Source organism: Lentzea sp. NPDC036949 (assembly GCF_055608075.1).
Genome location: NZ_JBVJRA010000021.1, coordinates 1 through 13,910 on the forward strand (window position 1 = coordinate 1; position 13,910 = coordinate 13,910).

The 13,910-nt window shown below is 72.2% G+C and carries 9 protein-coding genes; 6 read left to right on the forward strand and 3 right to left on the reverse strand.

All coding sequences use genetic code 11. The features are described 5' to 3' along the window. Nucleotides 1-1,224: cytochrome bc1 complex cytochrome b subunit (qcrB, locus tag ACZ7CD_RS36295; RefSeq protein WP_470380670.1), on the forward strand; the 1,224-nt coding region annotated here is incomplete at its 5' end. Nucleotides 1,225-1,290: 66 nt separating this feature from the next. Here the strand turns inward: qcrB and ACZ7CD_RS36300 are convergent. After that, nucleotides 1,291-1,578 carry an Lrp/AsnC family transcriptional regulator gene (locus tag ACZ7CD_RS36300; RefSeq protein WP_360398600.1) on the reverse strand — a complete coding sequence of 96 codons (288 nt, stop codon included), beginning with the start codon at nt 1,576-1,578 and terminating at the stop codon, nt 1,291-1,293. A gap of 122 nt (nt 1,579-1,700) precedes the next feature. Then, nucleotides 1,701-3,401 (reverse strand): DEDD exonuclease domain-containing protein, encoded by a 1,701-nt coding sequence (locus tag ACZ7CD_RS36305; protein WP_360398598.1) that lies wholly within the window; start codon nt 3,399-3,401, stop codon nt 1,701-1,703. A gap of 53 nt (nt 3,402-3,454) precedes the next feature. Here ACZ7CD_RS36305 and ACZ7CD_RS36310 point away from each other — a divergent pair, with 53 nt between their 5' ends. Genes ACZ7CD_RS36310 through ACZ7CD_RS36330 form a run of 5 tightly spaced genes read left to right on the forward strand, consistent with a single transcriptional unit; the run spans nt 3,455 to nt 10,669 of the window. Further along, entirely contained in the window at nt 3,455-6,337 is a 2,883-nt protein-coding gene (locus ACZ7CD_RS36310; RefSeq protein WP_470380671.1) for an AfsR/SARP family transcriptional regulator, read from the forward strand. A 14-nt stretch (nt 6,338-6,351) separates the two neighbouring features. Beyond that, on the forward strand, nt 6,352-7,683 hold the full coding sequence (locus tag ACZ7CD_RS36315) for an NYN domain-containing protein (protein WP_360398614.1): 1,332 nt from the start codon (nt 6,352-6,354) through the stop codon (nt 7,681-7,683). 27 nt (nt 7,684-7,710) lie between these two features. Beyond that, the gene (locus ACZ7CD_RS36320; protein WP_470380672.1) at nt 7,711-8,751 is read left to right on the forward strand and encodes a C40 family peptidase; all 1,041 of its coding nucleotides are present in this window, start codon (nt 7,711-7,713) and stop codon (nt 8,749-8,751) included. A gap of 10 nt (nt 8,752-8,761) precedes the next feature. Next, nucleotides 8,762-9,547 (forward strand): basic secretory protein-like protein, encoded by a 786-nt coding sequence (locus ACZ7CD_RS36325; RefSeq protein ID WP_470380673.1) that lies wholly within the window; start codon nt 8,762-8,764, stop codon nt 9,545-9,547. Between the two features lie 9 nt (nt 9,548-9,556). Further along, nucleotides 9,557-10,669 (forward strand): glycosyltransferase family 4 protein, encoded by a 1,113-nt coding sequence (locus ACZ7CD_RS36330; RefSeq protein WP_470380674.1) that lies wholly within the window; start codon nt 9,557-9,559, stop codon nt 10,667-10,669. Between the two features lie 279 nt (nt 10,670-10,948). Here the strand turns inward: ACZ7CD_RS36330 and ACZ7CD_RS36335 are convergent, their stop codons facing one another. Next, on the reverse strand, nt 10,949-13,816 hold the full coding sequence (locus tag ACZ7CD_RS36335; protein ID WP_470380675.1) for an AfsR/SARP family transcriptional regulator: 2,868 nt from the start codon (nt 13,814-13,816) through the stop codon (nt 10,949-10,951). Between the last annotated feature and the right edge of the window lie 94 nt (nt 13,817-13,910).

The following is a 13,910-nucleotide window of genomic DNA, read 5'->3' on the forward strand; positions in this document are numbered from 1 at the left end:
ATCAACTGGGTCATCGGCATCGTGTTGTTCATGCTCGGTGCGATCGAGGGCTTCCTGGGCTACTCGCTGCCCGACGACCTGCTCTCGGGCACCGGTCTGCGGGTGATGGCGGCGCTGCTGATCTCGTTCCCGGTGATCGGCACCTGGCTGAACTGGTTGATGTTCGGCGGTGAGTTCCCGGGCACGGACATCATCCCGTTGCTCTACACCGCGCACATCCTGCTCATCCCGGCGATCATCCTGGGGTTGATCGGCGCGCACCTGGGTCTGGTGTGGTACCAGAAGCACACCCAGTTCCCGGGTGTGGGCCGCAAGGAGACCAACGTCGTCGGTGTGCGGATCATGCCGGTGTTCGCGGCGAAGGGTGGCGGGTTCTTCGCCGTCGTCGTGGGTGTCATCGCGATCATGGGTGGGGTGTTCCAGATCAACCCGATCTGGAACATCGGCCCGTACAACCCGGCGCAGGTCTCGGCGGGGTCGCAGCCGGACTGGTACATGGGCTGGACCGACGGCCTGGTGCGCATCTGGCCGGCGTGGGAGTTCTACCTGGGCAACTACACGATCCCGGCGCCGTTCCTGCCGTTCATCCTGGGGTTGCCGTTGCTGACCGGGATCGCGGCGGTGTACCCGTGGATCGAACGGCGGATGACCAAGGACTACGCGCATCACAACCTGCTGCAGCGCCCGCGTGATGTTCCGGTGCGCACGGCGCTGGGGTGGATGGCGATCACGTACTTCATGGTGTTGCTGCTGATGGGCGCGAACGACATCTTCGCCTACCAGTTCGACATCTCGTTGAACCTGACGACGTGGATGGGCCGCATCGGCATGCTGGTCCTGCCGCCGATCGCGTACTTCATCGCGTACCGCACCTGCATCGGGTTGCAGCGGGCGGACCGTGAGGTGCTGGAGCACGGTGTGGAGACCGGCATCATCAAGCGGTTGCCGCACGGTGAGTTCATCGAGGTCCACCAGCCGCTGGGCCCGGTGGACGACCACGGTCACCCGATCCCCCTGGCCTATCAGGGTGCGTCGGTGCCGAAGAAGATGAACAAGCTGGGTTCGGCCGGGCACCCGGTCGCGGGCAGCACGTGGTCGCCGGACCCGGTCGAGGAGACCGTGGCCCTGGAGAATGCACGCCGCAGGGCGCATGTCTCCGAAGGCCTCAGCGCCGAGGACACCGCGGGCGAGCTGGCCGGCAAGCCCTCCGACCCCAAGGCCTGAGCCTGCTGAAGCAGTGAAAAGCCCCCGTGGACGATCTCCACGGGGGCTTTTCGCATGCGTCTTCGGCTACTGCGCGTCGTCCAGGCCGATCGCGAACGCCGCCTCGTCGTCCCGCTTCGAGTAGCTGCGGAACGCGATGTGCGTGTCGGTGTTCAGCACGCCCTCGACCTTGCTGATCTTGCCCGGCACCAGCGCGGCGAGGTCCTCGTGCTTGCTGACCTTGACCAGCGCGATCAGGTCCACGTCACCGGCGCAGGAGTACACCTCCGTGACTCCGTCGATGTCGGCGATCTCCTGCGCCGCCTCGGGAATGCGCTCGGCGGCGGCCTGGATCAGCACGATGGCGGTGACCACGGCGTCCTCCTCGGGTCTCACTACGGGTACCAAAGCACCCGTAGTCTGCCCTACCCGCTGATCGCGAGCGCCACGAACTCCGCACGCTCCCGCGACACCGACCTCCCGCGCACCGGACCGCCTCAGTGCCAGCGGTCCACCAGCGGGCGTGCGCTTGACGCCTGCTCAGCCCACGGCACCCATGCCGCCGCCGCACCGGCCGGTGAGGCCCACGGTTCGTCCGCGTACACCAGGCGGGTACCGGGCTGGTCGAGCCAGCGCAGCACCACCCCGGTCTCCTCCGGCGGCGCACCGCGCAACGGGCCCGCGGTCGGGATGACCGTCTCCGCCGAGGCCACCAGCGCGTCGACCACCGGCATCGGGCGGGTGCCGCGGCGGGCGACACCGGCCGAGGCCAGCCGGCCGTAGCGGACGACCGAGAACTCCCAGCCACCGTCGCGGTCCGGGCGGGCGGCCACGAGCTGCGGCAGGGCGGCCAGCGCGGCGAGGCGCTGGGCGCGGTCCAGCGAGCGGACGAGGCCCGCGAGGCGGTCGCGGCGGGTGGCGGCCTCCTCGAAGCGCTCGGCAGTGGCCAGGGAGCCGAGCTGCTCCGCGAGACCGCGCAACGGGTCCGCGCTGCGGCCCACCACCAGGTCGCGCACCGCCACGACGGCGGGGGAGTACTCCTCCACGGTCTGCCGGCCTGCGCAGGGGGCCTGGCAGCGGCCGAGCTCGGCCAGGGCGCACGGCGAGGCGCGCTGGTTCGTGGCCGGGATCTTGAGCGTGCACGACCGCAGCGGCACGGCGTCGAGCAGCGCGTCCGCCACCGACTCGGCCGCACGGCGGGTGCGGAACGGGCCCAGCGCACCGTCGCGCGGGGTGCGGACCAGCGACAACCGGGGGAACGGCTCGTCGGTCAGCACCAGCCACCACGCGTGGTGCGGGTTCTTCGACCTCTTGTTGTACGCGGGGCGGTGCGCGCGCAGCAGCCGCAGCTCGCGCACCTCGGCCTCCAGCGAATGAGCGCACTCGACGGCGTCGACCCGCACCGCGAGCGCGACCATCTCGCGCAGCCGGCGTCTGCCCTCGCTCGCGGTGAAGTACTGCCGCACCCGCCGCCGCAGGTCCGACGCCGTGCCGACGTACAGCACCTCCTCCTTGGGCCCGCGGAAGAGGTACACGCCGGGCACCGACGGCAGGTGCGCGGCCAGGGAGCGCTTGCGGCGCTGCTCCGGCGTCACCTCCGGCAGGTACGCCAGCAGCTCCTCCAGCGAGTGCACCCCCACGTTGCCCACGCGCTCCAGCAACGCGTGCAGCACCTCGACCGTGGTGCGCGCATCGGCCAGCGCCCGGTGCGTCGGCCGGGTCCGCGTGTGGAACAGGTCCGCCAGCGCCGACAGGCGGCACGACGGCGCCTCGTCGCGGCTCAGCACCCGTCGCGCCAGTCGCACCGTGCACACCACCGGCGGCTTCGGCCACCGGTAGCCCTGCCGCTCGCACGCCGCCTTGACGAACCCGACGTCGAACCCGGAGTTGTGCGCGACCAGCACCGCTCCGGCCGCGAACTCCAGGAACGCGGGCAGCACCGTCTGCATCCGGGGCGCACCGGTCACCATCAGCTGCGTGATCCCCGTCAGCTGCGCGACCTGCGGCGGGATGCCGCGCTCGGGGTCGACGAGCGTGGCGAACTCGCCGATCACCTCGCCGCCGCGCACCTTCACCGCGCCGATCTCGGTGACGGCGTCCTGCTCGGCGCTCCCTCCCGTCGTCTCCAGGTCGAAGACGACGAACGTCGTGTCGCGCAGCGGCGTCCCGAGCTCGTCGAAGGACAGTTGACCGGTCACCCCGGTGACGTTAGCGACGGGGTCTGACAATTTTTGGAGCTAGCCTCACCGGTGTGCGGATCACGCTCCTGGGACCTTCCGGCCTGCCCCTCAGCGTCCGGCAGCGGTCGCTGCTCGCGGCGCTCGCCCTGCAGCCCGGCCACGTGGTGCGGTCGGAACGCCTGATCGAGTCGATGTGGGGTGCCGACGAGAAGCCCATGCACGTCAACGCGCTGCACCAGCACGTCTTCCGGTTGCGGCAGGCGCTGGACGGCATAGTGGTCTCCACGCGCGCAGACGGCTATGTGCTCGAAGCAGGACCTGACGACGTCGATCTGCACCACTTCCGCCACCTCGTCGCGAACGCGCGCGCTCTGGACGACGACGCGGCAGCGGCCCGTTTGTTCGAAGCAGCGCTGGCGTTGTGGCAGCAGGAACCCCTCGCGGACCTGCCCGCGGCCCCGCCGTGGAGCGATGTCCGCGCCGCACTGGAGGAGGAGCGCCTGGAGGTCGTCGAGGACCACCTGGAACGCCGGCTGCGCCTCGGCGAGGACGTCTCCGCCGAGCTGGCCGACCTGGTCGACCGCTACCCGCACCGCCAACGCCCGCGTGAGCTGCGGGGCGTCACACCGGAGCCGACCCAGCGCGTTGTGCCGCACCAGCTCCCCGCGGACCTGCCGAACTTCACCGGCCGTGCGTCCGCGTTGGCCGAGCTCGGCGCCATCGGGCGAACGGTCGTCATCACCGCGATCGACGGCACAGCAGGCGTCGGCAAGACGGCGTTGGCGCTGCACCACGCGCACACGGTCGCCGACCAGTTCCCCGACGGCCAGCTCTACGCGAACCTGCGCGGCTTCGACCGGGACACCCCGCCGTTGCCGCCCGGCGACGTGCTGGCGCGGTTCCTGCGCGCACTGGGCATCGCCGGGCCGCGCATCCCGCAGCAGCTGGAGCAGCAGACCGACCTCTACCGCATGTTGTTGCGCGACCGGCGGATGCTGGTCGTGCTGGACAACGCCGCGACCGCCGCCCAGGTCGCACCGCTGCTGCCCGGCGCGGAGGGCTGCCGCGTCGTGATCACCAGCCGCAACCGGCTCTCCGGTCTCGACGCGTGGCCGGTGCTGCTGGACGTCATGGCGCCGGAGGAGGCCGTCGCGCTGCTGCGCGGCATGCTCGGCGACGCACCCGAGCTGCCCGAGCTGGCCCGGTTGTGCGGCCACCTCCCGCTCGCGCTGAGGATCGCCGCGGCGAACGCCACCGGATCGGTCGCGGACCTGGTCGACGAGCTGCGCGAAGAAGAAGGCAGGCTCGCGGCGTTGCGAGTCGACGACGACGAACGTCTCGCCGTGCGCGCAGCACTCGACCTCTCGTTCCGTTCGCTGCCCGCAGCAGCACAAGAGCTGTTCAGGCGGTTGGGCGCCATCGCCGGTCACGACTTCACGGCCGAGGTGGCCGCACTGCTCGGCACCGGCCTCGACCAGCTGGTCACGGCGAACCTCGTGGAACGCCAAGGTGATCGCTATCACCTCCACGACCTCGTGCGCCTGTACGCACGTGATCTGCTGACGGAGGAGGAGACGAACGCACTGCGCGCACGGCTGGCGTTGTGGCACATCGGTACAGCGGCCAACGCCTCGCGCATGTGTTACGTCGCCGACGACGTGCTGTTCGAGGCAACGGACGGCCGCACGTTCGAGACGTCGGCGGAGGCCTTGGCCTGGTTGGTCGCCGAGAAGACCAACCTCGTCGCGATCGCCGCCACCGGTCCGTTCGCCTGGCGGCTCGCCGACGCGACGCACAGCTTCTTCGCCGCACGCCGTGATCACGCGAGCTGGGCCGTGGTGCGCGAGGCCGGGCTTGCGTCCGCACGGCAAGAGGGGGAGATGCGCGGCGAGGCGGCGGCACTCGCGAGCGAGGCGATCGCACGCATGTACTCCGGTCGTTCCAGCGAAGCGCTGGGGTTGGTCCAGCAGGCGCTCGACCTGGCCGAACGCGACGACTGGCCCGCCGGCACGCTCCGGTTCCTCACGGTCCTCGGCCACGTCTCCCGCGAGGTCGGCGACACCGACCGCGCCGCCGAGAGCTACCTCAGGGTCGCCGAGCTCAGCCACGAGCTGGGGCAGCTGCGGCGGGAGGCGCACGCGTTGTCCCAGCTCGGGTCCACGTGCTGGATGCGCGGCCGATTGCGGGACGCCGAGGCACACCACCGCCGGTCCTTCGCGCTCTACCAGCAGATCGGCGTGAAGAACGGGCGCCCGATCGCCGAGCTGGGCTGTGCGCTGCGCGACCTGGGGCGGCTGGACGAGGCGGTGGTGACGTTCGAGCAGGCGCTGGTGGACATCAGGGCGCTGGGCCAGCGCGGCCTGGAGTCGTACCTGCTCGACGACGTCTCCGCCGTGCACCGCGAGGCCGGGCGGCTCGACCTGGCGGTGGAGGCCGGCCGGGAGGCGTTGCAGATCGCCCTGGAGGTGAACGACCCCGGCGGCGAGGTCGACGCACGGCACAGCATCGGCGCCGCGCTGCTGCGGCTCGGTGATCCGGCCGCGGAGGAGGAGTACCGGCGTGCGGTGTCCGTTGCCCAGCGCATCGGCTACAAACACGGCGAGGCGCAGGCGCTCGCGGGTCTCGGAAGGGCAACGGGCCGCGCCGAACACCTGCACCAGGCGCTGGCCATGGCACGGGAGCACGGCTACGGCCTGATCGAGGGCACGGCGCTGACCGCGTTGGCGACGCTGCACCTGGCCGATGATCCCGACCGGGCGCTGAAGTTCGCCCAGGAGGCCGTTGACCTGCATCGACGTAACGGCTGCCGACTCGGTGAAGCCCGTTCACTGCAGGTGCTCGGACACGGTCGCGAAGGCGCGTGGGAGCAGGCCCTGGCGATCTTCGAGGAGATCGGCGTGCCGGAGGCCGGAGATGTCCGTGCGCTGCTCAAGCGCGGGGGCTCTAGCCTGTAACGGTGCCAGACCCGATGCCCGAGCCCGAGTACGACCCGCCCGCCGACGAGGTGGGCGAGTCCACTGTGGACTGGGGTGCGCTGCCGGAGCCGCTGCGGATGCGGCTCGCGGAGCTCGGCGCCGACGCCCTCGGGGAGATGGCGAAGGTCGACGTGCCGCAGCACCTGCGGCCCGTGGCCAAGTTCGCGCCGACCAAACGCGCCCGGCTCGGCGGCGCACAGGTCGTGGCCGGGCTGCGCGACTCGGCGAACTTCCGCACCGCCGTCGTGGAGTGGCTGCGCAAGAACCGGCCATCGACGCTGGAGGTGACCTCGCCGGACCCGGTGGCCGCCGCCGCGGCCGCCGTGCTGACCGGGGACGAGGTCGCACCGCACTACGTGGAGCTGGTGTCGCGGCGGGTCGGCGACGCGACGCTGCGGGCCGAGCGGGACGCGGCGGTCGTGCGCTCGGAACGGCTGGAGGGCGAGCTCGAACGGCTGCGCGCCGAACGCAGCCAGCTCGACGGCGCCGCCGAACGCGTGCGCGCGGACGCCGAGGTCGAGCTGGAACGGCTGCGCAAGCGGTTGCGCGAACAGGGCGTGAAGCTGCGCGAGGCCAAGGACGCGGCCGAGGCGGCGGCGGCCGAGGTCGAACGCGTGCGGGAACGCACGGCCGAGGAGCTCAAGCGGCTGACCGCGGAGCGCGACCGGGAACGGGAACGTGCGGAGACCGAGCGGGGCAAGGCGCAACGGGCGATCGCGGACGCCGAGGTCGCCCGGCAGTCGGCGCGGGAGGCCCGGCAGGCCGACGAGGTGCGGCTCGCGCTGCTCGTGGACACCCTCGACGGCGCGGTGACGGGACTGCGGCGGGAGCTGGCGCTGGGCGGCTCCGGACCGCGTCCCGCCGACCTCGTGCGCGGTGCGTCGGCGTCGCAGGGCGCGGTGGGACGGGTGGAGGACCCGGCGGCGCTGGACCGGTTGCTGGCGTTGCCGGCCGTGCACCTCGTCGTGGACGGCTACAACGTCACGAAGACCGGTTACCCGGAGCTGTCGTTGTCCGATCAGCGCGACCGGCTCGTGCACCAGCTCGCGGTGCTCGCCGCGCGCACCGGTGCCGAGGTGACGCTGGTGTTCGACGGCGCCGGAGTGGTCGCCGTGCCCGCGGCGGCGCCTCGCGGCGTGCGGGTGCTCTTCAGCGATCCCGGTGTTCTCGCTGATGACGTCATTCGCGCGTTGGTCACCGCCGAGCCGGAGGGGCGGCCGGTGGTGGTGGTGACGTCGGATCGCGCGGTCGCCGACTCGGTGCGCCGGCGTGGTGCGCACCCGGTGCCGTCCGCGGTGTTGCTGGCCCGGCTCGGTCGCGTTTAGTCACGCGGTAGCCTGCTCGCGTCGATCTTGGAACTGTGTGACGCGAAGGGGATCGGCGACGTGCTGTCGCGCAAGCTCACCCGCGGTGCTCTGGTTGTCGTGCTGCTCTGCTGCGCCGCCCCGGCGGTGTCCTCGGCAGCGCAACCCGCCGACCCCGCCCGCAGGTACGCCCAGCTGACCGAGCAGGCGACCAAGCTGAACGAGGAGGTGCTGCGCGCGCAGGAGGACCTCACGCTGCGCAGGGCCGAGCTCGAACGCGCCACGGCGGACGTCGCGGCGGCGCAGCAGATCGAGGTGCAGGCCAAGGCCGACGAGGAGGGCTTCCGCGGCCAGGTCGACCTGCTGACCGAGGCGTCGTTCGAGGGCGCGCGGTTCAACCAGCTCTCCGCGCTGCTCGTCGCGGACTCGCAGCAGGACTTCCTGCTGCGGCTCGAGATGATGCGAATCCTGGCCGAGGACAAGGCCGACTCGCTCGCGCGGCTGTCCGGCGCGGTGGAGAAGGCGCGGCAGGCCCACCAGGTGGCGGAGAACGCGCGCTCGCGTGCCGCCGCGGCCACCGAGGCGGCGGAACGGCTGAAGGCCGACCTGGAGGCCCGCAAGCGGGCGTTGCAGGGCCAGGTCGACGAGGTGCGCACGGCACTGGCACGGCTGCCCGCGCCGGTCGTGCAGCAGCTGCGGGATCCGGGCGACCGGTCGCGGGTCAGCGTGCCGGGTGGTGCCGCCGGGATCGCGCTGCAGTTCGCGCTGGAGCAGCGCGGGGACGAGTACCGCTACGGCGCCACCGGGCTCGACCAGTGGGACTGCGCCGGGCTCACGATGAAGGCGTACGCCGCTGCGAACGTGGCCCTGCCCCGCACGTCCGGGGGACAGGCCTCGGTCGGACGCGCGGTGTCGCGCTCCGACGTCCGAGCCGGTGACCTGATCATCTACTACGCCAGCCGCTCGCACGTGGCCATGGCGGTCGACAACGCGCGCGCTGTGCACGCCTCCACCGAGGGGCAGCCGGTGAAGATCGCGCCGATCGACGCCATCGGGCCCATCGCGGCCATTCGTCGCATCGACGGCTAGCGTTGCGCGCGTGAGGCGCTTCAGGACGGTGTTGGCGGTGCTGGTCGTCGTCACGTTCCTGCTCAGCCTCAACGTGGCGTTGCACCCCAGCGCCGTTGAGTTGCCGTCGACCGCAACACCCGATTGCACAGCAACCTCGCGGTCGGCGGCGATGGGCACGGTGACCAGCAGTTCCTGTGACGGGGAGCTGGCGGCGCGGGTGCAGGGGTTGCTCGACGAAGCGGTAGCAGCCGTATCCAATGTATTGGATATCGGTCGTGGGCTGAGCTGGTCGCGGCGCGTCGACGTCGTCATCCCCGCCTCGGACGCCGAGCTGGTGTCGCTGGTCGGGCCGGCGTTCAAGGACATGGCCGGCATCGCGATCCGCGACGGCGCCGCACAACGGGTGGTGCTCAACCGGGTGCGGGTGGCGCCGTTGTCGGACCTGGAGCTGGGCGTGCTGCTGCGGCACGAGATCACCCACGTCGCGACCCGCGACCAGACGTCGGACTCGGCGCCGCTGTGGCTGGTGGAGGGGTTCGCGGACTGGGTGGCGTTCCAGGCGACCGGGCTGCCGCTGCGGGAGGCGGCGCCGCTGCTGACGGCCGACGTGTCCGCGTTGCCCACCGACTTCACCGGCCCCGGCCGCGACCTCGCCTACCAGCAGGCGTACTCGGTCGTGGTGTACCTGCAGTCGCGGCTGGGGGAGCGCGGCGTCGTCGAGTTCTTCCTGCGCAACGCTTCGCTGTCCGCTGTGGACGCCCGCGCCGTGGACGTGGCGGACTGGCGCGACTTCCTGCGGACCACGATCGGATAGCGTTGGTCCGTGCGCCGAACCTTGCTGGTGACCAACGACTTCCCGCCCCGCCCCGGTGGCATCCAGGCCTACCTGCACGCACTGGCGACCCGCCTGCCCGCCGACTCGCTCGTGGTCTACGCGCCGAAGTGGAAGGGCGACGCCGAGTTCGACGCGCGCCAGCCGTTCCCCGTCGTGCGGCACCCGACGTCGCTGATGCTGCCGACCCCCGACGTGCTGCGCCGCGCCCGTGCCATCGCGCGCACCGAGTCGTGCGACGCCGCCTGGTTCGGCGCGGCCGCCCCGCTCGCACTGCTGGCACCGCGCCTCGGCCTGAGCCGGTCGGTCGCGAGCACCCACGGCCACGAGGTCGGCTGGTCGATGCTGCCCGTGGCCAGCCAGGCGTTGCGCACCATCGGATCCGGTGTGGACGTCGTGACCTACGTCAGCCGCTACACCCGCTCCCGCTTCGCGGCGGCGTTCGGCCCGCTCGCCGCCCTCGAACACCTGCCGTCCGGTGTGGACACGGACCTCTACCGCCCCGACCCGGCCGCACGCGCGGAGCTCCGCCGCCGCTACGGCCTCGGCGACCGCCCGGTCGTCGTCTGCGTGTCCCGCCTCGTGCCGCGCAAGGGTCAGGACGTCCTCATCCGCGCGCTCCCGCTGATCCGCCGCTCCGTGCCGGACGCGGCCCTGCTGATCGTCGGCGGCGGCCCCTACCGCGCGAAGCTCGACGCCCTCGTCGCCGAAACCGGCCAGGCGGGCAACGTCGTGCTGACCGGCTCGGTGCCGTGGGAGGAGCTGCCGGCCCACTACAACGCCGGTGACGTCTTCGCGATGCCCTGCCGCACCCGTGGCCGCGGCCTCGACGTCGAAGGCCTCGGCATCGTCTACCTCGAAGCGTCCGCGACCGGTCTGCCCGTCGTCGCCGGACGGTCCGGCGGCGCACCCGAGACGGTCCGCGACGGCATCACCGGCAACGTCGTCGACGGCCGCGACGTCGACGACGTCGCCACCAAGGTCGCCGCCCTGCTCGCCGACCCCGCTATGGCCACCGAGATGGGCCGCGCCGGCCGGGACTGGGTGAGCACCCACTGGCAGTGGGACCAGCTCGCCCACCGGCTCCAGCAGCTCATCGGCTGACCGATATCCGATATGCCATATCCAATACCCGATATATCGCCTAGCTACGGGCGGCAATGCTCAGCTGGTCACATATGACAACGTTGTCATCAGCAGCTAACCGTCGTCAGCAGACTGATGTATTGGATATGGGATATGGCGCGATAGCTCGCGCCAAGCTCAGCTCATGCCAAGCTCCAGCTCACCAAGCTTCAGCTCACCAAGCTCCAGCTCGCTGAGCTGAAGCTCGCTGGGTCCGGCGCGTTTCAGCTGAGCTCAGCTCGCTGGCGCCGGCGCGTCTCAGCTGAGCGCGCGAGCTCGCGTCTCCAGGGCGTGCAGACCTAGCTCGGTGCTGCGCCGGATCGCCTCAGCGGCAGCCGAGCGAGCTTCCACGTCCGACCCGAGGTCGCGCCGCACCGCCGCCAGCACGATCAACGCCCGCACCTCGCCGGAGGCGTACCCGATGCGCCGGGCCGTCGCGAGCGCCTGGTCCAGGTACTCCACGGCCCCGTCGAGCTGGGCCAGCGCCCGGTGGACCTCGCCGAGCGTGATCCGCACCGACGCCGCCACCTGCTGGTCACCGCCGTCAGCGACCAGCGCCAGCGCGCGTGAGGCGAGGGAGAGGGCGAGGTCGGCGTTGCCCTCGGCGAGCTCCAGGGCGGCGAGGTTCTCCAGGGTCTCGGCCTCGCCGGCGGGGACGTTGCCGATCTCCAGGGCACGGGTCAGGTGAGCGCGGGCCTCGTCGTGACGGCCCTGCAGGCGCAGCGCCATGCCGAGGTAGGTGTGGCCGTCGGCGTTGGGCGCCAGCGCCAGGGCCTGGGTGAAGTGCTCCACGGCCTCGTCGACCTCGCCCAGCTCGACGGCCAGCTGACCGAGGTTGTACAGGCCCGTGCTGACGCTGTCCTCCGAGCGCAGCATCTCCAGGCACCGCAGCAGGGCGTCCTTCGCGGCACCGAGCTGACCGGAGCGGCGGTAGACGAGGCTGAGGTTGTTCAGCACGCCCGCCTCGGCGTCCTTGTCGCCCAGCGCGCGGTACAGCTCCACGGCCCGGCTGTGGTGGTCGACGGACCGCGCGTACTCACCGAGCCGCAGGTAGAGGGTGCCGAGGTTCGCGTGCATCGCCGCCTCCGCCGGGCGGTGCGCGGACGCCTGGGCGGCCTGCAGGCCGTGGTGGGCGGTCGCGAGCCATTCGCCGACGTGCTGGCCGATCCACAGGTAGCCGCGCAGCGCGTCGGCCAGCTGGAACGCCACGGGGGCCGGGCCGTGCAGGGCGGCGTGCCGGATGGCGGCGGTCAGGTTCGGGCGTTCGGCGTCGAGCCACGCCAGCGCGTCGGCCTGCGTCGAGATCCGCGGCACCGGGCCCGACGCCGTCGACGGCAGCCGCAGGATGCCGGGGTAGAGCAGCTCGGCGCAGCGTTCTGCGCCGCGCACGTAGTGGTCGAGCAACGCCGTCAGCGCCGCCTGCTGCTCGGCCGGCGTGTCCAGCTCCGCCCGCAGCGACGCCGCGTAGTGCATCAGCTCGTCGTGGAACCGGTAGCGACCCGGAGCGGGCGACACCACCAGGTTCGCGATCACCAGCACCGTCAGCAGGCCCTCGGCGTCCACGTCGGCCAGCGCGGACGCGGCCTCCGCGGTGAAGTCCGGTCCCGGCACCAGCGACAGCAACCGGAACAACCGCTGCGGCGCCGGTGGCAGCGCGGCGTAGGCGAGCTCGATCGGCGAACCCGAGATCGTCACGTCGTCGCGCCCGGCCAGGTACGCCGCCGCCACCCGCAGCGCCAGCGGCAGGTGCCCGCACCGCGCGGCCAGCTCCGCGTGCTCACCCGGTCCCAGCAGCTTCTCCAGCAACGCCACCGACTCGCCCGGCGTGAACACGTCCACCGGCACGGTCCGCGCGCCGTTCATGGCGATCAGCCCGCGCAGGTCGTCGCGCGAGGTCACGATCACCGGGCACGACGCCGTCCCCGGCAGCAGCGCCCGCACCTGGTCGGGCGCGGAGGCGTTGTCGAGCACCAGCAGCACCCGCCGGCCCGACAGCAACGACCGCAGCATCGTGCTCTGCTCGTCCGCGTCCGGTGGGATCTCGTCCGGCGGCACGCCCAGCGCCCGCAGGAACCGCGACAGCACGTCCACCCCGTCCGCGGGCGGGCCCAGCGCGTATCCGCGCAGGTCGACGTACAGCTGCCCGTCGGGGAACCGGTCCCGCAGCACGTGCGCCACCCGCACGGCCAGCGTCGTCTTGCCCACCCCCGGTGGCCCCGCCAGCGTCACGATCGGCACCGCGTTGCCCAGTGCCCCGGTGACCAGCGCCGTGATCCGCTCGACGTGCCGTTCCCGCCCGGTGAAGTCCGGGGTGTCCGCCGGCAGCTGCAGCGGTGACGGCGGCGCGCGGTCGGGTGCCCGCTCCGGCACCGGTGCCGCGAGCTCGGGTGAGCGGACCAGGATCGCCTGGTGCAACGCCCGCAGCTCGGCCGACGGGTCGATCCCGAGCTGCTCGTCCAGGGTCCGGTCGAGCTGCCGGAACGCCTCCAGCGCCTCCGCCTGCCGGCTGCTGCGGTACAGCGCGAGCATCAGCTGCCCCCAGAACCGCTCGCGCAACGGGTGGTCCCGAGTCAGCGCGAACAGCTCCGGCACCAGGTCCGCGTGGTTGCCCAGCGCGAGCTCCACGTCGACCCGCTGCTCGTGCACGGTCATCAGCAGCTCGGTCAACCGCGGCGCGTGCTCGGCGTACAACGTCTCCGAAGGCACGTCCGACAGCACCGGCCCGCGCCACAGCTCCAACGCTTCAGCAAACGCTTTCCGCGCCTCGACCAGGTCGTTCGCCGCCGCCGCTCGTCCGCGTGCCGCCGCGTCGGCGAACCGGTGGACGTCCACGGCCAACGGGTCGACGCGCATCCGGTAGCCGTCGGCGGCGGTCTGGATCAGCGACGGGTCGCCCAGTGCGGCACGCAACCGCATCACGTACGTCTGCAACGTGCCCCGCGTCCGCGCGGGCGGCGCGTCACCCCACACGTGCTCGACCAGTTCCGTCACGGGCACCACGCGGTTGGGCCGCAGCAGCAGCGCCGCGAGCAACGCCCGGTGCTTGCCGGCGCGGAGCAGGACGGCGGAGTCGCCCAGGCGCACCTCCATCGGGCCGAGCAGCCGGAACTGCGGACCCGAGGTCATTGCCTTCCCCCTACGCGCGCCGGATGATCCCGTCTCACTCACAGCCTATTAGCGCGCTGTCGCCGAGTGACATCGGCGCGTCAGCGATACGTCA

Coding starts and splice junctions, on each gene's coding strand:
- ACZ7CD_RS36315 (WP_360398614.1), top strand. CDS start 6,352: ATGCCCGAGCCCGAGTACGACCCGCCCGCCGACGAGGTGGGCGAGTCC.
- ACZ7CD_RS36335 (WP_470380675.1), bottom strand. CDS start 13,816: ATGACCTCGGGTCCGCAGTTCCGGCTGCTCGGCCCGATGGAGGTGCGC.